Consider the following 22964-nt stretch of genomic DNA (forward strand, 5'->3'; position numbering starts at 1 on the left):
TAGATGAAGCAGAGAATGTAGCGCATACATCCTCTGCTTTTTCTTTTGCCCAAAATGATATTGACCATGTGCTGCGTTTGGGAGGCAATACAGACCGTCAGAGGGAGCGTGTGGTTGCAGCATTTGAAAAGCAGAAAACCACCGCTGAGATTGCCGAGATACTGAAAACGCTGTACCACGGCGGCAACGGCCTTGGCAGCGTGAGCGCATGGTATGCCGAGGATGGTATCCATCTTTCCTACGGGAAGTCTGTCCGTTATGACAGGTCTGCCCAGGTCATTTCCTGGGAGAGCGCCGCAGAGCGTATCGGGGAACTTTTGGAGAGCGGCCAGTTTGCCTCCAATGTGGAGCTTGCAGAAACGGCAGGCTATGAACGCTCCCTCCTTGCAGAAAAGCTCTGGTATCTGTACCACGATTTCAGCGAGGAAGCCAGAGAAGCCGGATATTTGTCCTGCCTGTCAGAGATCAAAGGCAATGGGTTCCCAGAGGAGACCCGCCGCCTGACGGAGCAGCTGAGTGACCCGGCTTTCCGCCAGACACTCAAGGAAGAATACGCCGCCTTCTGGACTGCCTATCAGCAGGACCGTGACCTGTTGCGCTTTTACTACCACAGACCAAAGGAAATCTGGGAGAACCTGAAGGCCCTTGACCTGCCCCGCAGGACTTTTTCTTCAGACCTTTCCCAAGTGCCAACTGTCCAGCGCTTCATTACCGAGGATGAGATCGACGCCGCCATGACCGGCGGCAGCAGTTTTGCCGGAGGAAAAGGCCGTATCTATGCGTTCTTCATGGAAAACCATACGGATAAGGAGAAAGTAAGATTCCTCAAAGATGAGTATGGTATTGGCGGACGCTCTCATGCCCTGTCCGGCGCAACACACAGCGGCGAAGATCACGATGGGAAAGGACTGCACTATAAAAAGCAGGACTGCCCGGATGTTCACTTGAACTGGGAAAAGGTTGCCAAGCGCATTACCTCTCTTGTCCGGAAAGGCCGCTATCTTACCGAACAGGAGCAAGCGCAGTATGACAAGATCCAGGCCGAAAAGGATCTGGCAGAAGAAGATGCCATTCATGCCCAGCAGCCGGAGATAGAGGAAGAAACGCCAAAGCCTACCATTCGGGAGCAGTTTGAGCAGTATAAGCCTGTGGTAACTGCCGCCATTTTCGAGGATGCCGCATACCGCAATGCCTGCGGTCATTCTGACCGTGAAAATGCTGTCATCGAGGGTAATGCCGCTGTGCGCCGTGCAGTCCTTGGTTCTAAGGATATGGAGCTGATCCGACTCTATTCGGATGTGCCGGAGTTCCGTCAGCGTTTACACCGGGAAGTGATCGACGAGACCTATCCAAAGCTCCATGAGCTTCTGCGCCCTCTTTCTCAGGAAGATATTGATACTGCCCTTTGTGCATGGAACGGCAATATCGAGAGTAAACACGCTGTTGTCCGCTATATGAAAGACCATGCAAGAGAAAAAGATACCGCCGCATGGCTGGCTCAGGAATACGGCGGCAGTAACAGCAACAGCCTGTTCGTTGTCCGTGCCGGCAGCCCGGAGGAAACGCAGCTGCCCTGGCCGAAGGTACAGCGCCGGATTGCCCAGCTCATTCAGGAGGACCGGTTCTATACCGAAGAAGAACAGAACCGTTTTGACGACATCGACCCAATCGCCATCCGGGAAGCTCTGGAAGAAAGAGGGATCGTCAACGGCCAGGTGGCAGACCCGGAAAAACTGGACAATGATCCGTTTATCCAACAGGTGATGTCGGATGCAGAGCAGATCGCAGCTGCTGAGACAGAGCAGACTTCCGAAGTTGCTATTTCCGATGAGGAATATGATGCAGTTCGCCGCCCAACTCCGCAAAGAACATCCTATGACCCTGCTGCCCCGGTCTATGCCGTGGGCGATACCGTGTATATCGAGGATGACGCCTATCAGATCACCGAGCTGCGGGAGGACACCGTACAGCTTCTGCCCACCGGGATGGTATATCCCATCTACCGGGCAGAGCGCAAAGAACAGTTCGAGCAGCTGCTTCGGGCAGACCGCCGCAATGCTTACTATACCGAGTTTCTTCCTATTGCCCCGGACAAGGCAGATCAGGACTTACGGGATGTATTGGCTCATGGACTGATGGATGAAGCGGATAAAAAGCAGATTTCCACGCTGCTGCAATCCGGCAGGAGTAACAGCGAGATCGCCTACTGGTTGAGCAGAGCCTATTCCGGTGAGATCGAGACACTGAATCTGGAGACCGGCGATATTGCCGATTACCGTACCACGGCACAGGGCATAGAACTGGAAGTCATGGATGCAGAGGAAAAGCGTCTGGCTATGCTGTATTTCCGCTGGGATGAGGTTGCACCTTTGCTGCGCGGACTGTACGCCCGTCAGCAGGACGGTTTGAGACAGGAACAGCCCCAACCGGCTACCGAATCCCCGACCTTCCATTCCGAGACCATGGCCGTCTATCCGGGCGATAAGAACAATCTGCCTTATGATGTGGTGGTGGAACGACTGCATATCGAGGAGCCGGAGCCACCAGCCCCTGTGACAGAGCCGGAGAAAACCTTTGAGGAAGTGCTGGACGAACACCCGGTTTCCATTCAGGTCAATGGCCAGTGGCAGACCTTTCCCAATGCCAAAGCTGCCGAGGAAGCCTCCTATGAGGAATACAAGGCTAACCTGCGCCGCAATGCAAAAAACTTCCGCATTACTGATGAGCATTTGGGCGAAGGCGGTCCGAAAGCCAAGTTCCAGGCAAATGTCAATGCGATTCGTTTACTGAAAGAGCTGGAAGCTGCCGGACAGCAGGCAAGCCCCGAACAGCAGGAGGTTCTTTCTCGATATGTGGGCTGGGGCGGTCTCTCTGATGCGTTTGACCCGGAGAAACCGGTATGGGCTTTAGAGTATGCCCAGCTAAAAGAACTGCTGACCCCGGAGGAATATGCCGCCGCCAGAAGCTCTACCCTCAACGCGCACTACACCAGTCCCACGGTAATCCGGGCCATCTATGAAGCGGTGGACCGCATGGGTTTTGAGACCGGCAACATCCTGGAGCCGTCCTGCGGTGTGGGCAATTTCTTCGGTATGCTACCAGAAGAAATGCGAAACAGCCGTCTGTATGGCGTGGAGCTGGATTCCATCAGTGGACGGATTGCAAAGCAGCTCTACCCCAAGGCGGACATCACCGTGGCCGGGTTTGAGACCACCGACAGGCGAGATTTCTATGACCTTGCCATTGGTAATGTGCCTTTCGGCCAGTATCAGGTTCGAGATAAAGCCTATGACAAGCTGAATTTCAGCATCCACAACTACTTTTTTGCCAAAGCACTGGACCAGGTGCGTCCCGGCGGCGTGGTGGCCTTTGTCACCAGCCGCTATACGATGGACGCCAAGGATTCCACCGTGCGCCGGTATCTTGCTCAACGTGCCGAGCTGCTGGGAGCCATCCGTCTGCCCAATGACGCTTTCAAGAAAAACGCTGGTGCAGAGGTCGTTTCGGACATCATTTTCCTGCAAAAGCGGGACCGTCCGCTGGACATTGCACCAGAGTGGACGCAGACCGGACAAACGGAGGATGGGTTTGCCATCAACCGGTATTTTATCGACCACCCGGAAATGGTGCTGGGCAGACAGGAGCCGGTAAGCACTGCTCATGGTATGGATTACACCGTGAACCCTATCGAGGGACTGGAGCTTTCCGACCAGCTGCATGATGCTGTGAAGTACATTCATGGCACTTATCAGGAGGCAGAGCTGCCGGAGCTGGGCGAAGGCGAAGCCATTGACACCTCCATTCCTGCCGACCCAAATGTGAAGAACTATTCCTATGCCATTGTAGACGGGTAGGTGTACTATCGGGAAAACAGCCGCATGGTGCGCCCTGACCTCAACGCCACCGCCGAAGCCCGCGTGAAAGGTCTTGTGGGACTGCGTGATTGTGTGCAGGAACTGATCGACCTTCAGATGGATGCAGCGGTTCCGGACAGCACCATTCGGGAGAAGCAGGCGGAACTGAACAGCCTCTATGACAGCTTTTCTGCAAAATATGGCCTTATCAATGACCGTGCAAACCGACTGGCCTATGCAGATGATTCTTCCTATTACCTGCTCTGTGCGCTGGAAGTCATCGACGAGGACGGGAAACTGGAACGTAAGGCGGATATGTTCACCAAACGAACCATCAAGCCCCATCAGGCAGTGGCTACTGTGGATACGGCAAGCGAAGCACTGGCGGTGTCCATCTCGGAAAAAGCCTGCGTAGATATGAGCTATATGAGTCGGCTTACCGGAAAAACAAAAGAAGCACTGGCCGGAGAACTGCAAGGCGTGATCTTCCGTGTACCGGGACAGTTGGAGAAAGACGGCACACCCCATTATGTGACTGCTGATGAATACCTTTCCGGCAATGTACGCCGCAAACTGCGTCAGGCGCAGCGGGCTGCACAGCAGGACCCGGTTTATGCAGTCAATGTGGAAGCTCTTACCGCCGCCCAGCCCAAAGACCTGGATGCGTCGGAGATTGAGGTGCGTCTGGGCGCTACCTGGATCGACAAAGAGTACATCCAGCAGTTTATGTACGAGACCTTCAACACCCCGTTTTATCTCCAGCGCAGTATCGAGGTCAACTATTCGTCCTTTACCGCTGAATGGCAGATCAAGGGGAAATCTTCTGTATCCTACAACGATGTGGCAGCTTATACCACCTATGGGACCAGTCGTGCCAATGCCTACAAGATTTTGGAGGACAGCCTGAACCTGCGGGATGTCCGCATCTATGACACCATAGAGGACGCAGACGGAAAAGAGCGCCGCGTACTAAACGCCAAGGAGACCACTCTGGCTGCCCAAAAACAGCAGGCGATCCGGGAAGCCTTTAGGGACTGGATCTGGAGAGACCCGGAACGCCGCCAGACTTTGGTGCGCCAGTACAACGAAGAAATGAACGCTACCCGTCCCCGCGAGTATGATGGCAGCCATATCACTTTTGGCGGCATGAACCCGGCCATTACCCTGCGGGAACACCAGAAAAGCGCCATCGCCCATGTGCTGTATGGAGGAAATACCCTGTTGGCACATGAAGTAGGCGCAGGTAAAACCTTTGAGATGGTGGCCGCTGCGATGGAAGCCAAACGCTTGGGACTGTGCCAGAAATCTCTTTTTGTGGTTCCCAACCACCTGACCGAGCAGTGGGCGTCGGAGTTTCTGCGCCTCTATCCTTCCGCCAATATCTTAGTCACCACCAAAAAGGACTTTGAGACCCATAACCGAAAGAAGTTCTGCGCTCGTATTGCGACGGGTGATTATGATGCCATCATCATGGGACACAGCCAGTTTGAGAAAATCCCCATCAGCCGAGAGCGTCAGGAACGGCTTCTCTATGAGCAGATCGACGAGATCACCGAGGGGATTGCCGAGGTACAGGCCAGCGGCGGCGAGCGTTTTACCGTCAAGCAGCTGGAGCGTACCAGAAAGTCTCTGGAAGCCAGACTGGAAAAGCTGCAAGCCGAGGGGCGAAAAGACGATGTGGTAACTTTTGAGCAGCTGGGTGTGGACCGTTTGTTTGTGGACGAGGCCCACAACTATAAAAACCTGTTTCTATACACAAAAATGCGGAATGTGGCTGGTCTTTCCACATCGGATGCGCAGAAATCCTCCGATATGTTTGCCAAGTGCCGCTATATGGATGAGATCACCGGAAACCGTGGCGTGATTTTTGCCACCGGCACACCGGTCAGCAACTCCATGACCGAGCTTTACACCATGCAGCGTTACCTTCAGTATGAACGCCTGCAAGAACTGAACATGACCCACTTCGACTGCTGGGCTTCCCGATTTGGGGAGACCGTCACAGCATTGGAGCTGGCACCGGAGGGAACTGGCTACCGGGCAAGAACAAGATTCAGCAAGTTTTTCAACCTCCCAGAGCTGATGAACCTGTTCAAAGAAGTGGCGGACATCAAGACCGCCGACCAACTGAATCTGCCGACCCCGGAGGTGGAATACCACAATGTTGTGGCGCAGCCCACCGAACATCAGCAGGAAATGGTCAAAGCTCTTTCGGAGCGTGCATCGCTGGTACACAGCGGAACCGTTGACCCGTCTCAGGACAATATGCTCAAGATTACCTCGGATGGCCGCAAGCTGGGGCTTGACCAGAGAATCGTCAACCAGATGCTGCCGGATGAACCTGGCACAAAGGTCAATCAGTGCGTGGACAACATCATGCAGATCTGGCGGGACGGCAAAGCTGACAAGCTGACCCAGCTGGTGTTCTGCGACATTTCTACACCGCAGGCAAAAGCTCCTGCAAGCAAGGCGGCGAAAACGCTGGATAATCCACTGCTTCACGCATTGGAAGGCACTGTGCCTCTGCAGGAGCCGGCCTTTACGGTATATGACGATATTCGTCAGAAACTTATTGCCCAGGGGATGCCTGCCGACCAGATTGCTTTTATCCATGAAGCCAATACCGAAGTGCGGAAAAAGGAGCTGTTCTCTAAAGTCCGTACCGGTCAGGTTCGTGTCCTCTTAGGCAGCACCGCCAAGATGGGCGCAGGCACCAATGTGCAGGACCGTCTGGTGGCACTTCATGACCTGGACTGTCCGTGGAGACCGGGAGACCTTGCCCAGCGCAAGGGTCGTATCGAGCGTCAGGGTAACAAGAATCCTCTTGTCCATGTGTACCGCTATGTGACAGAAGGAACCTTTGATGCATACCTCTGGCAGACGGTGGAGAATAAGCAGAAATTCATCAGCCAGATCATGACTTCTAAATCGCCGGTGCGTTCCTGCGATGATGTGGATGAAACAGCCCTCAGTTTTGCCGAGATCAAGGCTCTGTGTGCTGGAGATCCCCGCATCAAGGAGCGTATGGATTTGGATGTGGAGGTATCCCGCCTGAAGCTGATGAAAGCCGACCACCAGAGCAAGCAATATCGTCTGGAGGACCAGCTGCTCAAATACTTCCCGGAGGAGATTGAAAAGCACAAAGGTTTTATCAAGGGCTTTGAATCCGATCTGGAGGTTTTGACAGCTCACCCGCACCCGGAGGACGGTTTTGCTGGTATGGAGATTCGTGGAGACCTGCTGACCGATAAGGAGAACGCCGGTGCAGCCCTTTTGGATGCCTGCAAGGAGGTCAAAACCTCCGATCCGGTGCAGATCGGCAACTACCGGGGTTATGCCATGTCCGTGGAATTTTCCGCTTGGAAACAGGAGTATACGCTCCTGCTGAAAGGACAGATGACCCACCGGGCAACCCTTGGTACAGACCCTCGCGGAAATCTTACCCGTATCGACAATGCCCTCGCCCAGATGCCCCAGCGTCTGGAGGCGGCAAAGGCCCAGCTGGATAACCTCTATCAGCAGCAGGCTGCCGCAAAGGAGGAAGTCGGAAAGCCATTCCTTTATGAAGAAGAACTGAGAAGCAAAAACGCCCGTCTGGTGGAGCTGGATACCCTGCTCAACATCGACGGAAAGGGGCAGGCACACACTGAGTCTGTTGTTGCCAAAAGCACACGGCCTTCGGTGCTGGATAACCTAAAACGCCCGGTGCAACCCCGCAGTACAGACAAGAAACCAAAACAGCATGAGGAGGTGCGGTAACATGAATACTAACGATCTGAATACAGCTCTTTATGAAAAGATGGCTGCCGAACAGGACAAGTTCCGAGACTGGCTGAAAAGCCAGCCCCCGGAAGAAGTCTTAAACCATGCCTATGAGTACACCATCCGCGAGGACATCGTGATGGCAATGGAGGAACTGGAGTTGACCGACACCCAGGCTCAGGCACTTTTGGAATCTCCCTCTCCATTGGCGGATGTGTACCGCTATTTTGAAAAGCTGGAGACCGGCTATATGGGTGTGATCCGGGACAGCATTGAAAGCCGTGCCGACGATGTGTGCAGAGCCAAAGAGGAACTGCGAACAACACCGGTCTATCCCCATTCAGCTGCCTATGCGAGAGAACATGGGGAGCTGGAGCAGTACCGAGCTTCCAACAATGTAAATCGCCAATGCAAGGAGTCTATTGAAGCGGCGGTGCGGGAGCACTTCGACGGAATGTATCTCAGCCACGATGCGGCAAAGGGTGTGATCGAGACCTATGGCATGGAGCGTGTGTCCATGGTTCTGTCTAACACGGTCCAGCTTCAGGACTGGGATGGGCGTTACTCCCGACGCAACAAAGAATGGGCCAAGACCATTCCCAACGATAATCCCGAAACTGTCCGTTGTGGTTATGCCTTAAACAGCCACCCTGCTGTGCTGGATGGTTTTATTGATCTGGTGCGTGAAGAACAGCAGCGCAGCCGTACCCAGAGAGAAAAACTGAAACCGTTCCGTCCCTCAGTATGGGATAAGCTCAAGCAGGAGCTGCCCGCCCATAAGTCTGCTGCCCCGAAAAAACGGGAGCCGGAGCGATAACCATGGCAAAGCGCAAGCGGGATGTGCCGGTTTTGTTTTGGGTGTCCGCAGAAGAACTGGAACTGATCCATCAAAAGATGCAGCAATACGGGACAGAGAATTTGAGCGCTTATCTGCGGAAAATGGCGCTGGATGGTTATGTGGTCAAACTGGATCTGCCGGAGCTGAAGGAGTTGGTTTCCCTGATGCGCCGAAGCAGCAACAACTTGAATCAGCTGACCCGCAAAGTGCATGAGACAGGGCGGGTTTATGATGCTGACTTGGAGGATATATCCCAGCGGCAGGAACAACTGTGGGAGGGTGTGAAGGAAATCCTTACCCAACTCTCCAAACTTTCATAACGGGGATAGATACTCCATTTGCGGAGGGGGGAACGGCGTTTCTTCGCCGCACCTTCCTCCGCTTTTTCTTTTTGTCTGTATCCTTGTCTTTTGCCTGTCCGTACCGGATAATATGAGTAGAATAAGAAGCATAGCAAAGGAGTGAAAACAGATGCTGACCTTTGAAAAGGTGCTGGAGATTTTTGCGGATTACCTAACCGCAGACGAGAACATAGAAGTTTATATCAGCCGCCATGGATGTGTAAGAGTTGAATTTGACCAAGATTTTCACTATTGCTCTGGCGAGGTGTGCCATACTCCCAAGGAACTGTTCAACCTCTTAGCCGATGATTACCGGACTTATCTGGAGATTGAACTGACCAAAGGAAAACGGGAAGTGACGGAAGATGATGAGAGAGAAGCGGATGCCCTATGCAAACAGTATCTGGAGCGTTGGAAGGAGGAACAGAAATGAAGATTTTGAAATGTCTGCTGATGATCGTAACTGCACCGGTCATTTTGGTGTTGACGCTTTTTGTCTGGCTCTGCACGGGGCTGATCTACATATCCGGTCTGGTGCTTGGTCTACTAAGCACGGTAATTGCTCTGCTTGGCGTGGCTGTGCTGATTACTTATTCCCCGCAGAATGGTGTGATTTTGCTGGTTATGGCATTTTTGATTAGCCCGATGGGGCTGCCGCTGGCTGCGATCTGGCTGCTGAGCAAGGTGCAGAGTTTGAAATTTGCGATCCAGGATTGGGTGTATGGGTAAATGATGTGAATATAATTTGGAATGAAAAGAAGCAGGACAATGGGAGATGAGACCCACTGCCCTGCTTCTCTGTTTATTCGGAACGAACTGTAATATATTTTTGATTGCGACTTTTAGGTTTATCGGGAATAGTCATTTCTAATTGCCCGGATTCTAAAAGCGGATTGATATGCTTCAAAGTGAAGTTTCTTAAATCTTTGAAGCCGCAAAATACTGCAAGCTCTTTCTTGGATTTTGGTGTTGTGCAAAAAGCCAAAATCTGTTTGGACACCGTTGATAGTTCAATATCTTGGTGGGTAACTTGGTGGATAACTTGGTGGGTGTCATCCTCTAAGTTGTAGTTTACATTTTTCAAGATGACCCTGAAATCTGTTGCTGTTGAGGAAAATTCAGGCTTATATGCCGCTGTATATCCAGGTAGCTTTTCGGTTTCACTGACGATTTTGCGTAGGCCACTTCCACGGCGTTCCATGTACTTCATGCGGTGGAACAGGTCAGCAATCACAGGGTTTCGCCGCATGGAACGGATACTGTAAATATCGTATTCCTGAATTGAGCCGCCGCCAAACATACCGCCAGGAGATGTGATTTCCACCCGATCATCAAACATATCAATATGGATTTCGCTGCCAAGCACAATATAATCACGATGGATAAGCGCATTGACAAGAGCCTCTGTCACAGCTCGTTCAGCATAATCCGGCTTGTCTACACGATACTGTGCCTCTTTGACAAAACGGACTTTGGAATTATTGCGAATAAATTCACTGCCGCTTTTCAGTAGATAAATCAGATTCCCTTCGTATTCTTTATCGTCCAGCGCATCATCAAAGATAGAGCCTTTTTCCAAGCCATTCCACCGGGTACAGAACATACGGGAGTTATAAACTGTGTGCTGATCGGTCATGAGCTTTCCGGCATTGGTCAAGAACCCATTTTTGTCAGCCAAACCGAAGGAGACATAATCGGATGGCTCAAAGCGGAGTCCAGTCCGTTCCAGATAGGTTGCTTCCAGAAGTGTAAAGCTGTAATCCTTTTTTACCGCATCTGTTGTTAGGGTATCAAAGGACTGATTGGTTCCCTTTAAGATCAGTTCATTCACAATGTAATCCGGTGCAATTACGCTTTCATTTCCAACACGGATGTATGCTTCCATTACTCCGTCTGCCTTGTAATAGTATGGGGTGCTGCGGCCAGGAGAAACCTCCAGAGCCAACAGGTTTTTACCATCTTCCTGCAATGGCTTTAAGATAAATTGCGGTAATGGTGTGATACGTTCTTTGATTAAGCGGCTGATCGCTTCAGCATCCTTTTGAACATCGGACAAGCCGATAGGCTCCCGGTCATCGGAGACTCCGAAAAACAGAGTGCCGCCAATTCCATTGGAAAAGGCACTGACACTTTTTAACCAGCTTTTTGGCTTTTTTATTTCGAGAGCAACCTTGAAATCACATTCCGTTGCTTCGGCAATGAGCTGTTCTATCATAAAATCCCTCCTTTGAGGTTGTAGAATGTTCTTTTTTATTATACCCAGCGGAGAAAGTTATTGCAACGATAGAAGCAAAGAGTTCAGCGAAAACAAAAATATTTATGAGAGGAGGGCCTTCTATTATGGCAACTACAAGAATCATGCCGCTTCATGTTGGCAAGGGTCGCACAGAAAGTCGGGCAATCAGTGACATCATCGACTATGTAGCAAATCCACAGAAAACAGATAACGGCAAGCTCATTACCGGCTATGCGTGTGACAGCCGAACTGCGGATGCAGAGTTCCTTCTGGCGAAGCGGCAGTATATCGCCGCCACCGGGCGGGTGCGCGGGGCGGACGATGTGATCGCTTACCATGTGCGCCAGTCATTCAAACCCGGTGAAATCACGCCGGAAGAAGCCAACCGTCTGGGTGTAGAATTTGCCAAGCGGTTTACCAAGGGCAATCATGCCTTTGTGGTCTGCACTCACATAGACAAGTCGCACATTCATAATCACATTATCTGGTCATCGGTCAGCTTAGAATATGACCGAAAATTCCGAAACTTTTGGGGCAGTACCAAGGCGGTTCGCAGGTTAAGTGATACCATCTGCATTGAAAACGGACTGTCCATTGTAGAGAATCCGAACCCTCATGGAAAGAGCTATAACAAATGGCTGGGAGATCAGGCAAAACCCTCTCACCGGGAGTTGCTTCGTGTGGCGATTGACAACGCATTATCACAAAGTCCTGCTGACTTTGAAGAACTGCTGAAACTGTTGCAAGAGTATGGTTGTGAAGTCTCAAAGCGCGGAAAATCGTATCGACTGAAGCTCTCTGGTTGGGAGAAAGCCGCCCGCATGGACAGTCTGGGCGAAGGATATGGATTGGAAGATTTGCGGGCAGTTCTCTTAGGGAAGAAAGCACATACCCCGCGAAAGAAAACAGTCACACGGGCAGAGCCGCCAAAGATCAATCTGCTGGTGGACATTCAGGCAAAATTGCAGGCTGGAAAAGGTGCTGGCTATACGCGATGGGCTAAAGTTTTCAATCTGAAGCAAATGGCGCAGACCATGAATTACCTGTCAGAGAATAACCTGCTGGAGTATGCGGTTTTGGAAGAAAAGGCTGCGGCTGCCACGGCACATCACAATGAACTTTCGGCGCAGATTAAAGCGGCTGAAAAGCGCATGGCAGAGATTGCTGTTCTGCGTACTCACATCGTAAATTATGCTAAAACCCGTGAGGTCTATGTGGCATACCGCAAGGCGGGTTACTCTAAGAAATTCCGGGGGGAACATGAGGAAGAAATTCTGCTCCACCAGGCTGCTAAGAATGCCTTTGATGAGATGGGAGTCAAGAAACTTCCCAAGGTCAAAGAGTTGCAGACGGAGTACGCGAAATTGCTGGAAGAAAAGAAAAAGACCTATGCCGAGTACCGGCGTTCCCGTGAGGAAATGCGCGAGCTTTTAACGGCAAAGGCCAATGTGGATCGAGTGCTGAAAATGGAGGTAGAACAGGATGTTGAAAAAGAAAAAGACCACGGCCAGCGGTAAGCTGGTCCTGGTCAAAAGCGTTCGCAGAACGCGCAGCCACAGAATGAAATTCTGTGTTCAAAGGGGCTTGGGGGCGCTGCCCTCAACAAGCAAGCAGAGAGGAAAATCACAAAGGGATTTTCTTCTCTGCGGGCCTGTGTGTATTAACACAGGCATTGCTTGCCAGTATTATCCCGAATCAGAATAATTTCGGAATAACCACCGTTCTCGCTATTCCGCATGATGGAGGCAGCGGGCGTCACCGAGGAACTGAAAGCCTGTGACCCTATGCGCTGGGTGGGGCTGATGAACACGCTGAAAACGCAGGTGGAGGAAGTTATTCTTACAGAGCTGATTTATCAATAGTTTTTGCAAGCGGAGGCTGCTACTCGCGGCCTCTGTTTGTTTTTTACACTTCCGACATATTTCCTGTCTTGCGTCCTTCGAGCAAATGAAATATAATGAAAAATGTTGTCGGAGGTGCGAATATGGACTACATGACACTCAAAGAGGCAAGTGAGAAATGGGGCGTTTCGTCCCGTCAAGTCAACTATTACTGCGTTGAGGGGCGTATCCCCGGCGCTGTGAAAATGGCAGGTGTTTGGCTGCTCCCCAAGGAAATAGCCAAACCCGCAGATAGACGATATAAAAAGCAGGTGAAAAACGAAAATGAAAATTCTGTTGGTTGAGGATGATTTGGAAATCAGCAAGTTATTAGTTGAATTTTTGCAGGAAAATGGATATGAAGTTTTTTGCCAATATGACGGGCTTCATGTATTGGATTGCCTGCGGGAAAATAAGATCGACTTGATTTTGCTTGATATTATGCTTCCATATCGAAATGGTGATACCGTACTTACAGCGGTAAGAGAATGTTCTACGGTTCCAATCATTGTTATTTCTGCCAAAGGAACAACGCAAAACAAAGTAGATTTACTGCGCCTCGGTGCAGATGATTATATTACAAAACCGTTTGATATGGAGGAAGTTCTGGCCAGAATTGAAAGTAATCTCCGTCGAGTTCAATTTCAAAAAGATAATCCTACCCATTTACGTCATGGCGATTTGGTTTTGGATTTGAACGATAATACCGCCTTTTTGCAGGGCAGCGAATTGACTTTAACGGCAAAAGAATTTGCAATTTTGGAGTTGCTGATGAAATACCCGGATAAAATATTCTCAAAAGCAAATTTGTTTCAAAGTGTTTGGAATACCGAGTATATCAGTGAGGATAACACATTAAATGTTCACATCAGCAATCTCCGAAACAAATTGAAAGCCGTTTGCCCGGACAAGGACTTTATAGATACTGTTTGGGGCATTGGATATCGTTTGCATAAAGCCAGGGATTAAGCCCCTGGCTTTAGATATTCTTTAGAGTTTTCTGTTTGGATTTAAGAAATTCTTTATGATCGCCTCTTACAATCAATCATAAAAGGAGGCTGATGATATGAGTCCTATCATTTTAGAGGCACACGATTTGACCAAAGAATATCGGCATACTGTTGCCTTAGACCATATTGACTTGCAAATTGAGAAAGGGAAAATCTACGGTTTTATTGGCCAGAACGGAGCAGGTAAAACTACTTTCCTGAGATTGGTTACAGGTCTGGCATTCCCGACCAGCGGCACTTTGGCCTTATGGGGAAAGAGTTCTGCAAAAGATTTGCAGGAGCAGAGAAAGCGGATCGGCTGCATGATCGAAACGCCTGCACTCTTTCCGTCCATGACAGCTTATCAAAATATGGAGATACAACGCATCCAACGCGGCATCCCCGATAAAGCAGTGATTGAAAAGACTTTGAGTATGGTTGGCTTAAAGGACACTGGCAAAAAGAGTGTTCGCAATTTTTCTTTGGGTATGAGGCAACGGCTGGGAATTGCAATCGCTCTCTTGAACACGCCAGAATTTTTAATTCTCGATGAACCGATCAACGGACTTGACCCTGCCGGGATTGTCGAAGTCAGGAATTTGCTGAAATCCTTGAACAAAGAATATGGCATGACAATTTTGGTGTCCAGCCATATTTTAGAGGAACTATACCAAACCGCAACAGAATTTATTTTAATTGACAAAGGGAAAATCATTGAAGAAATCTCCGATCAGGAATTGAATGAACGCTGTAAACGGCATATTGCAATCAAGGCTACCGACCCGCAAAAGGCGCTGCTTGTATTGGAAGAAAAACTTCATACAGAAAATTTCAAGTTGCTGCCCGATGGGACAATTCGCCTGTACGATTATCTTGATGATTTGGAAAAAGTAGCGGCTGTTTTGTCGGATGAGCATATCCTCGTTACAGGGCTTTCTGTATCCGGCGATACACTGGAAGATTACTTTTTAAGCAAGATAGGAGGTTCAGAAAATGTTAAATCTCCTAAATGCTGAGTTTTATAAATTGTTTCATAGCCGGTACTTTTGGGGGATTGTGGCGTTTAATCTTTTTTTGAGCAGTGTGCTGTTGTTAGACAGTATTGGAGAAACATCCAGTTTATTTTTTGCATCGTTATATAATGTGCCTATTCTCTATTTTCTGGCAATCGTCTTTTCCGCGTTGTTTGTTGGAAATGACTTTGGACAAAGAACACTGCAATCCTATATCAATGCAGGCCATAACCGAGGACAGATATTACTTGCAAAACTGGCAGCCTATCAAATAGCCTGTATGACGATTTTAGCTTTACCATTACTGGTACATGGATTGATTGGCGGGCTTTGCTTCAAAGAAAATTTCGTGAGTATTAGCGGCAATCTCTATACCGTTTTGCTTGTGGTTGTTTCTTTATTTGCAATGTGCCTGTTGCCATTTTTCTTTGCTTTTCTGTTTCGCGATATAGGAAAAACTTTAGCTGTCCCGATGGTTCTTTTTTTCTTGATGATTTTTTTGATGAATGGAGATCAGGCACTCTCTATTTCAAGAATGTTGCCAATGGGACAGCTCCGGCTGATTGCACTACAACAATTTACTCCGTCAATGGCGCAGTTTGTTCTCACAGATTTTTTGTGGATATTCATTTTATATTTTGGCGCTTATTGGGGATTTAGGCGTTCTGATTTGAAGTGACAGGGAGGTGTCGAAATGAGTAATCTATTAAAAATGGAAAGATATCAATTATCTCATAATTTCTTGTATTGGTGTGGCGTGGTCGGCATCTTTCTAATTGGCTTTTTTACCGCAGAAACTTATGTCCCGGAAGTTATGGGGCCAACCGGCGGGGCTGCTACTTCCCTCGCAGATATTTTCAATGGGATGGTCTATGATTCTACCTTTCTGCTCATTCTGATGTCCAGTATTTTAGCTTTGATTTTAGGACAGGAATTTTCCTGCCGGACAGTCGATCTTGAAATAACTGCGGGCCATTCCAGAAAAGCAATCTTCTTTTCAAAGGTAATTACATATTTGATTGCATTTAACGTCATGGCTCTTGTTTATCCCATTGCCGGGTGTATAAGAGAATTTTCCAGATTTGGATTTTTTGACGGAGGGAGCTTTATTTATCAAGCTGTGAAGGCAGTTTTATATTCCTTGCTTTTGAACAGCGCCACCTTTTTTATTGCAATCTGGATATGTTTTTCCCTGCGTAGTTCTGCGAAAGCGATTGCTGTTACCGCTGTTACGACTTTTGTACTTAGTCTTTATCTTGGCTATGGAATGATGCTAAAATTTCCAGTAGCTTTTTTGCCGACTTATCAAATAAGAGAAGCAGTTACCAGCCCAGCAATATTCCAGCCATTCCCGATTTTGATTGGAATTGTTTGGGTCGTTGCGCTGTTAATTTTATCATGGTGCAGCTTTCGGAAATGTGAATTAAAATAGATTTCAATTAGAAAACGGAAAGAGGGAGGTGTCTAAAATAGAGCTACTGCTACTGATTGTATTTTTGCTGTTGCTTATCTTGCTATTCAAATATCTACAAACGAAACGGCAAATCCGCAATCTATCAAAACAGATAGCTGAATTGGTAAATGGCAAATCCGAGAAAATGCTGGACATCTCTTTAATTGACAAAGATTTGGAACAACTGGCAGGAATACTAAACCAGTATATCGATAATCAAAGGCAGTTGATTGCCAGTACGCTACGCCACGAGAACTATCTGAAGGAGTCGATTGCAAATATTTCACATGACCTGCGGACACCATTGACCGTTATACTCGGACATTTACAGCTATTAAGAAAAGAAACTCTGACAGACAGGCAGGCACAGCGAATAGAAACCATTTTTCACAAAGCAGAAAGAATGAAAGAATTGGTACAGACTTTTTATGACCTGTCTATTTTGGATGCCGAGCAGATAACACCCCGGCGAGAAGATTTTAACCTGTCTAATTTGCTGATAAATCTTATCTCAGAGAATGCTCCTGCATTGGAAGCAAAAAATTTATCTCCTGAAATTGATTTGCCGTCCCATTCTATCTATCTCAATTCTGATTACAGCATGGTGGAAAGGATTTTACAAAATCTTCTGACAAATGCGATACGTTATTCATCCGGCGATATAAAAATGAGCTTAAAGCAGGCAAGAGAAAATAGGGCTATTTTCACGATTGAAAATCCGATCAATAGCAAAACCGAAATAAACCCCGCCCGCCTCTTTGAACGATTTTATACAGGGGACGCATCCAGACACAACGGTGGTACAGGAGTAGGACTTGCGGTTGTAAAGTTGCTGACGGATAAACTGGGCGGAAATGTTTCTGCTGAAATTAAATCCAATGTATTGACTGTGACACTCGAAATACAATAATTTTTCATTCATCTGCCGGACGACGGCAAAAGAAAAAAGCTGTCGTTCAGCAGGCAATCGCCATGCCCTAAACACACTTACGGCGGCTTTGACAAAATCAAGGCCGCCGTTCCTTATGCCCTCGACAAAGGAGTGACGCCCATACGCTGACACGGCGGCTTTAGGAGGGAGCCGCCGTGAAGCAAAGACCGCTTCGACATAATTCGGCAGGAATTTACCTGTCAAAAAAAGCCTGACCGTCAATCGGCCCCCATCTGCTTATGAACAGGCACTATCGTGGCTGGTCCATAAGCGTCATAAGTCCTCTTTTAGCAGCGCCAGCCGCCGTTCTTCGGATGCTGGCGCTTTTGTTTGTCGTTTTTTCGGGAATTTCCCCGAAAGGTGTCGCTCACCGCCTTCATTTCGGTTCACCCGTCAACCCGTGAATCGAAATGGAGGTACATAATGCAGAAGATCAATCTTCGGGAACTGTATCCCGATGTGTATAAAACCGATGTCTTTGTAGACGTGGCCGAGGAAGTCGTGGCCGCGATCCGGGGCCAGGAGCAGGACGATGCCGCCTATGAACGCCGGAAGTTCCGGCACAAGGCTCACTACTCTCTGAACCGGGAGGATGGCATTGAAAACGATGCCCTCAACCGGTCACTCACCCCGGAGGAAGTCCTGGAGCAGAAGCTGCTGCGGGAGGAAGTGTATGCCGCGCTGATGCAGCTGACCGCCATCCAGGCCCGGCGTATCTACGCCCGGTTTTACCTGGGCATGACGGTGGCCGAGATCGCCCGGATCGAGGGTGCTGACCGCCGCCGCGTGTGGGAGAGCATCCGGTGCGGACTGAAGAAGCTGGCGCAGTTGCTGGATACGGCCCAATAACCTGACCGCCGCATAGCGGCAAAAAGAGAGCCGGTGGGGGTTTTTATTCCTCCACCGGCTTACTTATTCTCTAAATGTTCATCTAGGTCAACCCCAGCCGTCTGCACCATCTCTTTTAGCTCATCAGTCAACGCGCGGGTCGAGTTTAACAGCACTTTTCTGGCAGCCGGAGGGCACGAAAGGTAAAGCTGCCGCATATCGTTGGCGGCTTGCTCATCTTCAGGCAGATCGAGATTCATCAGGGAATCTAAAGATAAATTCAAGACTTTGCAAAAAGCGCGCAGAACCTCAAAAGAAGGATTCTTCACCCCTCTTTCGCAGCCTTGAACGTGCTTTAGAGAAACGTGGCTCAGATCTGCGAGTTCCTGCTGCGTCAATCCTTTTTCCTTACGCGCTTTTTGTATCCTTCGTCCCAGCTCTTTTATCAGTTCCATAGGCACTATCGTCTCCTTAATTATATTTTATCGTGCCCATTTCCTTGCAGGAAGAACCTTATAAAAGGCGTTTTTGAGTACGATAGTACCTATTTTATTGTGCTTGTAAGGAGCTTGCGCTGTCCGTAGCTTCTATGAAGGGACAAGGCAAAATATTTTTTTCAAATAAATCGCAGTACAGACAGGACAAATCGCCTGTTTTTGTCATGGCTGTCAAGAAGGAGCTTTTCTTTCGCTGACCTTTGACAACTGAATACACGGCAGAACAGGTACATAACCCGCGCATGAGCGAGTGCAGGACGCCGCGAAGATGGAGCAGCCAGGAGGTGATGGACAAGCTGTTTCGGAGCGATCAACGTCCCTGTGACCCGGATGGTGGCACATCCGGCGCGATGAGGGCGCGGGGGCTTAAAGATACTTCCTCACGGCCCGCCAAAGACTTGGGGGGAACCCTGCGGCGCACGCTACGAACGACGCTGCGGAGTTATGACAGCCGCGCCAGCGGAGACCTGTTGTGTTCCCATCGTCAGGGGGCGTGGCAAATGTGACGAAAGCTGAGAAATATAAATAGGAAGCGTTTGCCGCTTTCTGTTCAAAATCAGATACCATGCGCTGGTGGTTTCGGCTGCCAGCGTATTCATGTGATTTTGAACAAACACGATGACAAATTTGACGGATTGGAGGAAATATGCTTTATGGAAAAACTTATTACGCGAAAAGAAGCAGCAGAAATCTTGGGTATCAGCATTGCAACGCTGGACGCGGCCCGTAACAATGGCCTTATTTCTTATGTGCAATATGTGCAGAATGGCTGTGTGTACTTTACCTCAGCGGGCCTTCAGGAGTATATCGCAAAATGCACCCACAGGGCAAAGCCAGCAGAAAAGAACGCAACTTATCGTAAACCTCGCAGAGCTGGAGTGTGAGCCGGTCCGTATCCTTGTCGAAATCATAATGGTCTGATAAAACATAGATACAGCGCTGGAGTATATTCTTAGGAGGTGGAGGAATTGGCAAATAGGAAAATAATGCTTCCTCAATATGGCACAGTTATGAAAAGAGGTGTCCTATATTATAGGACCAGAATCAAAGACACGAATGGTAAGCTCGTAGCTATCTACGCAAAAACACCTGAAGAACTATACAACAAAGAAACGCTTGCGTTGGAACAGATTGAGAATGCCACTTTTCATCGGAAAACGCCCACAGTTGCAGAGTATTGTGAAAAGTGGCTGCTGATGCAGTCGGTTCATGTACGAGCTACTACTTTGACGGATTACACCTCAAAGGTCAGGCGGCATATTATAGCGGAATTGGGAGATAAACGGATGGGTGAGGTTAGCCTGGATGATATTCAGCTTGCCCTTGTTCCGGTTTCCAAGAAATCTGCATCGGTTTATAAATCTGTGGTAATCCTTTACAAATCTATCTTTCGCGCAGCGATGGAAAGCAGGATCATTGACCATAACCCGACGATTTATCTCACGACAAAAGGTGGCGGTGTTCCACAAGAGGATCGTCAGGCTTTGACAGATGAACAGGCAGCACGCCTTTTGGATGCTATCCGAGATTTGCCGCCTTATGTCTTTGTCATGATTGGTTTATATGCAGGGCTGCGCCGGGAAGAAATTCTTGCTCTGCAATGGGATTCAGTATATCTGGATACGGATACTCCATATCTGACGGTAAGGCGGGCATGGCACACAGAACACAACAGACCGGTAATCTCAGACGAATTGAAAACCAAGGCTGCGGAGAGAAATATCCCTCTTCCTGTTTGCTTGGCTGAGTGTTTGAAAGCAGCAAAGGAAACATCGACTTCGGAGTATGTGGTTTCAAACCGGGACGGCGAACCGCTGTCCTACACGCAGTTTAAGCGACTTTGGCAGTATATTGTTACGAGGACGGTCAAGGAGCGGAGCTATTATCGGTATGAAGATGGAAAAAGAGTAAAGCATACTGTCACACCTGTCTTGGGAGAAAAGGCTGCTCATAACGGAAAAGTGGTTTACAGTCTGGACTTTGAAGTAACACCCCATCAGCTGCGGCATACTTACATTACCAATCTCATTCATGCATCGGTAGATCCCAAAACGGTTCAATACCTGGCAGGCCATGAAAGCAGCAAGATTACCATGGACATTTATGCAAAGGTTAAGTACAACAGACCAGATGAGCTGGTCAGATCAATGAGTTGCGCGTTTGCAAGCTGGGACGCAGCACAGTAATAATAAAATAGGAAGTAAAGCAGGAGCGAGGCAAGGATGTCTCGCTCTTTGTTTTACATCAGCCGTATCTTTGATTAAATCGAGGCTTTCTGATAAAAAGAGAGTGTAGATACGGAGACTACACATTATCAAGAAAGGACGATCAAAGATGGCAAAAAAGAAAACACAGATCCCGAAGTATGGGACCATTACATTGAAAGGAATCCAGTATTACAGAACCAGGATTACGGATGCAGATGGCAAAGAGTTGAGTTTGTATGCCGCTACTTGTGAAGAATTGTATGAGAAGCAGTTAGAGGCCCGGAAGCAGGTGGAAGAAATTATCTTTCACCGGCAGCACCCGACAGTAGCTGAGTATGGAGAGAAGTGGCTGCTGATGCAGTCGGCAAAGGTGTCTGCGTCTACACTCAGAGGTTATACGAGGGATATGACAAACTATATCATCAAACCTTTGGGAGAGATGTATATGGAAGAAGTGACTGCTGACGATATTCGGCTGGCTCTTGTTCCATTGTCAAAGAAATCGGAAGGCTTATACAATAAGGTCAATATGCTGCTCAAGTGCATTTTTTATGCGGCAGAGAGAAACCAAATTCTTGAACACAATCCCTGTGCGGGAATATCCGGTAAAGGCGGAAAACCGACAAAAAAGAAGGAGGCATTGACAGATCAGCAGGTAGCCGTGCTTCTGGATACAGTCAAGGGGCTTCCTCCATATTTGTTTATTATGCTCGGTTTGTATTCCGGTCTGCGTCGGGAAGAAATTCTTGCACTGCAATGGGATTGTGTATTTCTGGACGAGGATACACCTTATCTATCAGTGAGGCGGGCATGGCGTACAGAGCATAACAGACCCGTGGTTTCTACGGTGCTAAAGACTCCAGCGGCAAAAAGGGATATTCCGATACCGAAGTGTTTGGTAGATTGTCTGAGAGAAACGAAAGAAAATTCCATATCAGATTATGTGATCGCTGACAGCAAAGGAGAGCCACTGGCTGCCTCGCAGTTCCAAAGAGTGTGGCAGTATGTCGTTGTCCGCTCCACTAAGCCCCGGAACTATTATAAGTATGTAAATGGGGAGAGTATCAAATATACGGTTACTCCAACGCTGGGTATGACCCAGAAGAATCAACCCCAAATCAAATATACGCTGGACTTTGATGTGACACCTCATCAGCTGCGGCACACTTACATCACCAATCTTCTCTATGCGGGCGTTGATCCAAAGACAGTACAATACCTTGCCGGACACGAAAACAGCAAAACAACTATGGACATCTATGCAAAAGTGAAGTATAATAAACCAGAGGAGTTGTTTGGGGTAGTAAATGGTGCGTTTCATCAGGCTATCGCTGAATGAAAGAAGGCCGTTTTTTATGGTCCGCACACCGGATAACTGGGAAGCAGAAAGCCGGAAAAGCCCGGAATATCAAGGAAAAACAGCTCAAAAACTCGCGCAGTACGGTCTCAAAGCAGCTCGTCGCGCTCCGCAGTTCAGCAAGCGATAATCTACGCGATGGCCATGAGCCATGCGACGTCAAATATGAAAAGCTTCGCCCATGCTTGCATGAGGCGGAGCTTTTTTTCATTTGACGTCATAGGGCGAAGCCCGTGACCGAGGAAAACCGAAGGTTTTTCGAGGGAAGCAAGGCGAATGTTCCCGGAAAATCAAGGTTTTCCGGGGTTTTCTTATACCTAAACGGGTGACAAAAGTTTGCCCCCATTTGACCAAACGAGAGCCGTTTTCACCCAATTTTTAGTGGGTAAAAAATAGGATAACCAGAGAACAATTTCGGGGATATTTTTGAGGGTGATTTGGCACTCTCAGACACCGGATTTTTCGCTGGAGGGTTTGGCATAATCTGACCAAATCTGAACAATTAAATACGATTCTAATGCAGGCACTCAGTAACAAATAACTGGGTGCTTTTTGTCATGGCGAGGAGGAAAGTGACTATCGTGCTTGCACGAATAGTCATTTGACGACCGCTGATCAGTGTGAGATGCTCGAAGGGTATCTCACACTGAATTTCAGGGAAAAAGATTCCGGCATTAGAAAGGGCCGTCACTTTATGATTTTTGAAGTGAACCCCTTTTGTTAGACAAAAATGTAAGTCTAATGAAAGGGGTTATTTCTATGTCTGGAAGAAAAATTC

General features: G+C 48.5%; 18 protein-coding genes and 2 pseudogenes. 18 read left to right on the plus strand and 2 right to left on the minus strand.

Annotation, left to right across the window (positions count from 1 at the left end):
• Nucleotides 1-1454: 1454 nt before the first annotated feature.
• The 5 genes and pseudogenes from HED67_RS17675 to HED67_RS14900 all read left to right on the plus strand — a co-directional run bounded on the left by HED67_RS17675 (nt 1455) and on the right by HED67_RS14900 (nt 9524).
• Nucleotides 1455-7613, plus strand: a pseudogene (locus HED67_RS17675) (SNF2-related protein).
• Between the two features lies 1 nt (nt 7614).
• A complete protein-coding gene (locus HED67_RS14885; protein WP_221718774.1) occupies nt 7615-8433 on the plus strand; it encodes a DUF3849 domain-containing protein in 819 nt (272 codons plus the stop codon).
• A 2-nt stretch (nt 8434-8435) separates the two neighbouring features.
• Nucleotides 8436-8774, plus strand: a complete 339-nt coding sequence (locus HED67_RS14890) for a plasmid mobilization protein (RefSeq protein WP_008982512.1) — start codon at nt 8436-8438, stop codon at nt 8772-8774.
• A 151-nt stretch (nt 8775-8925) separates the two neighbouring features.
• Entirely contained in the window at nt 8926-9228 is a 303-nt protein-coding gene (locus HED67_RS14895) for a hypothetical protein (protein WP_221718775.1), read from the plus strand.
• Complete coding sequence (locus HED67_RS14900) at nt 9225-9524, plus strand: CD1845 family protein (protein ID WP_097772891.1); 300 nt, start codon at nt 9225-9227, stop codon at nt 9522-9524. The genes HED67_RS14895 and HED67_RS14900 overlap by 4 nt, the downstream gene beginning before the upstream one ends.
• A 73-nt stretch (nt 9525-9597) precedes the next feature.
• On the opposite strand, the gene HED67_RS14905 is transcribed toward HED67_RS14900, so the two are convergent.
• Nucleotides 9598-11010 (minus strand): ATP-binding protein, encoded by a 1413-nt coding sequence (locus HED67_RS14905; protein WP_110104023.1) that lies wholly within the window; start codon nt 11008-11010, stop codon nt 9598-9600.
• Between the two features lie 125 nt (nt 11011-11135).
• Between HED67_RS14905 and HED67_RS14910 the strand changes: the two genes are divergently transcribed.
• The 9 genes and pseudogenes from HED67_RS14910 (at nt 11136) to HED67_RS14950 (ending at nt 18146) form a co-directional block, all read left to right on the plus strand.
• Nucleotides 11136-12548 carry a relaxase/mobilization nuclease domain-containing protein gene (locus HED67_RS14910; RefSeq protein WP_221718776.1) on the plus strand — a complete coding sequence of 471 codons (1413 nt, stop codon included), beginning with the start codon at nt 11136-11138 and terminating at the stop codon, nt 12546-12548.
• Nucleotides 12549-12767: 219 nt separating this feature from the next.
• Nucleotides 12768-12893 (plus strand): annotated as a pseudogene (locus tag HED67_RS14915) (TnpV protein); the annotation flags it as partial.
• Nucleotides 12894-13015: 122 nt separating this feature from the next.
• Entirely contained in the window at nt 13016-13216 is a 201-nt protein-coding gene (locus HED67_RS14920) for a helix-turn-helix domain-containing protein (RefSeq protein ID WP_221718777.1), read from the plus strand.
• Nucleotides 13197-13880, plus strand: coding sequence for a response regulator transcription factor (locus HED67_RS14925; protein WP_221718778.1), 684 nt, complete (start codon nt 13197-13199; stop codon nt 13878-13880). Before HED67_RS14920 ends, HED67_RS14925 begins: the two co-directional genes overlap by 20 nt.
• A gap of 97 nt (nt 13881-13977) precedes the next feature.
• Nucleotides 13978-14916: an ABC transporter ATP-binding protein gene (locus HED67_RS14930; RefSeq protein WP_221718779.1), complete on the plus strand. Its 939-nt coding sequence runs from the start codon at nt 13978-13980 to the stop codon at nt 14914-14916.
• Nucleotides 14894-15592 carry an ABC transporter permease gene (locus HED67_RS14935; protein WP_118623779.1) on the plus strand — a complete coding sequence of 233 codons (699 nt, stop codon included), beginning with the start codon at nt 14894-14896 and terminating at the stop codon, nt 15590-15592. The genes HED67_RS14930 and HED67_RS14935 overlap by 23 nt, the downstream gene beginning before the upstream one ends.
• A 15-nt stretch (nt 15593-15607) precedes the next feature.
• Entirely contained in the window at nt 15608-16345 is a 738-nt protein-coding gene (locus tag HED67_RS14940; RefSeq protein ID WP_221718780.1) for an ABC transporter permease, read from the plus strand.
• 28 nt (nt 16346-16373) lie between these two features.
• Nucleotides 16374-17276, plus strand: coding sequence for a sensor histidine kinase (locus tag HED67_RS14945; protein ID WP_221718781.1), 903 nt, complete (start codon nt 16374-16376; stop codon nt 17274-17276).
• A gap of 444 nt (nt 17277-17720) precedes the next feature.
• Complete coding sequence (locus tag HED67_RS14950; RefSeq protein ID WP_221718782.1) at nt 17721-18146, plus strand: RNA polymerase sigma factor; 426 nt, start codon at nt 17721-17723, stop codon at nt 18144-18146.
• A gap of 59 nt (nt 18147-18205) precedes the next feature.
• Here HED67_RS14950 and HED67_RS14955 read toward each other — a convergent pair whose 3' ends face one another.
• Entirely contained in the window at nt 18206-18580 is a 375-nt protein-coding gene (locus HED67_RS14955; protein ID WP_221718783.1) for a helix-turn-helix domain-containing protein, read from the minus strand.
• 695 nt (nt 18581-19275) lie between these two features.
• On the opposite strand from HED67_RS14955, the gene HED67_RS14960 reads away from it, so the two are divergent.
• From HED67_RS14960 to HED67_RS17270, 4 genes are all read left to right on the plus strand, one after another.
• Nucleotides 19276-19506: a helix-turn-helix domain-containing protein gene (locus HED67_RS14960; protein WP_008728422.1), complete on the plus strand. Its 231-nt coding sequence runs from the start codon at nt 19276-19278 to the stop codon at nt 19504-19506.
• A gap of 84 nt (nt 19507-19590) precedes the next feature.
• Entirely contained in the window at nt 19591-20808 is a 1218-nt protein-coding gene (locus HED67_RS14965) for a tyrosine-type recombinase/integrase (RefSeq protein WP_055224659.1), read from the plus strand.
• 148 nt (nt 20809-20956) lie between these two features.
• Nucleotides 20957-22168 (plus strand): tyrosine-type recombinase/integrase, encoded by a 1212-nt coding sequence (locus tag HED67_RS14970; RefSeq protein WP_116704864.1) that lies wholly within the window; start codon nt 20957-20959, stop codon nt 22166-22168.
• Nucleotides 22169-22184: 16 nt separating this feature from the next.
• Nucleotides 22185-22316: a hypothetical protein gene (locus HED67_RS17270; RefSeq protein WP_260702765.1), complete on the plus strand. Its 132-nt coding sequence runs from the start codon at nt 22185-22187 to the stop codon at nt 22314-22316.
• Nucleotides 22317-22964 lie beyond the last annotated feature (648 nt).

Origin of the sequence: Pseudocoprococcus catus, assembly GCF_019734885.1 — a bacterium.
GTDB classification, from domain to species: Bacteria; Bacillota; Clostridia; order Lachnospirales; family Lachnospiraceae; genus Coprococcus_A; species Coprococcus_A catus.

Bases quoted from the DNA above. Each gene is read 5' to 3' on its own strand.
- HED67_RS14885 (WP_221718774.1), top strand. From the start codon at position 7,615: ATGAATACTAACGATCTGAATACAGCTCTTTATGAAAAGATGGCTGCC.
- HED67_RS14890 (WP_008982512.1), top strand. From the start codon at position 8,436: ATGGCAAAGCGCAAGCGGGATGTGCCGGTTTTGTTTTGGGTGTCCGCA.
- HED67_RS14895 (WP_221718775.1), top strand. From the start codon at position 8,926: ATGCTGACCTTTGAAAAGGTGCTGGAGATTTTTGCGGATTACCTAACC.
- HED67_RS14900 (WP_097772891.1), top strand. From the start codon at position 9,225: ATGAAGATTTTGAAATGTCTGCTGATGATCGTAACTGCACCGGTCATT.
- HED67_RS14905 (WP_110104023.1), bottom strand. From the start codon at position 11,010: ATGATAGAACAGCTCATTGCCGAAGCAACGGAATGTGATTTCAAGGTT.
- HED67_RS14910 (WP_221718776.1), top strand. From the start codon at position 11,136: ATGGCAACTACAAGAATCATGCCGCTTCATGTTGGCAAGGGTCGCACA.
- HED67_RS14920 (WP_221718777.1), top strand. From the start codon at position 13,016: ATGGACTACATGACACTCAAAGAGGCAAGTGAGAAATGGGGCGTTTCG.
- HED67_RS14925 (WP_221718778.1), top strand. From the start codon at position 13,197: ATGAAAATTCTGTTGGTTGAGGATGATTTGGAAATCAGCAAGTTATTA.
- HED67_RS14930 (WP_221718779.1), top strand. From the start codon at position 13,978: ATGAGTCCTATCATTTTAGAGGCACACGATTTGACCAAAGAATATCGG.
- HED67_RS14935 (WP_118623779.1), top strand. From the start codon at position 14,894: ATGTTAAATCTCCTAAATGCTGAGTTTTATAAATTGTTTCATAGCCGG.
- HED67_RS14940 (WP_221718780.1), top strand. From the start codon at position 15,608: ATGAGTAATCTATTAAAAATGGAAAGATATCAATTATCTCATAATTTC.
- HED67_RS14950 (WP_221718782.1), top strand. From the start codon at position 17,721: ATGCAGAAGATCAATCTTCGGGAACTGTATCCCGATGTGTATAAAACC.
- HED67_RS14955 (WP_221718783.1), bottom strand. From the start codon at position 18,580: ATGGAACTGATAAAAGAGCTGGGACGAAGGATACAAAAAGCGCGTAAG.
- HED67_RS14960 (WP_008728422.1), top strand. From the start codon at position 19,276: ATGGAAAAACTTATTACGCGAAAAGAAGCAGCAGAAATCTTGGGTATC.
- HED67_RS14970 (WP_116704864.1), top strand. From the start codon at position 20,957: ATGGCAAAAAAGAAAACACAGATCCCGAAGTATGGGACCATTACATTG.
- HED67_RS17270 (WP_260702765.1), top strand. From the start codon at position 22,185: ATGGTCCGCACACCGGATAACTGGGAAGCAGAAAGCCGGAAAAGCCCG.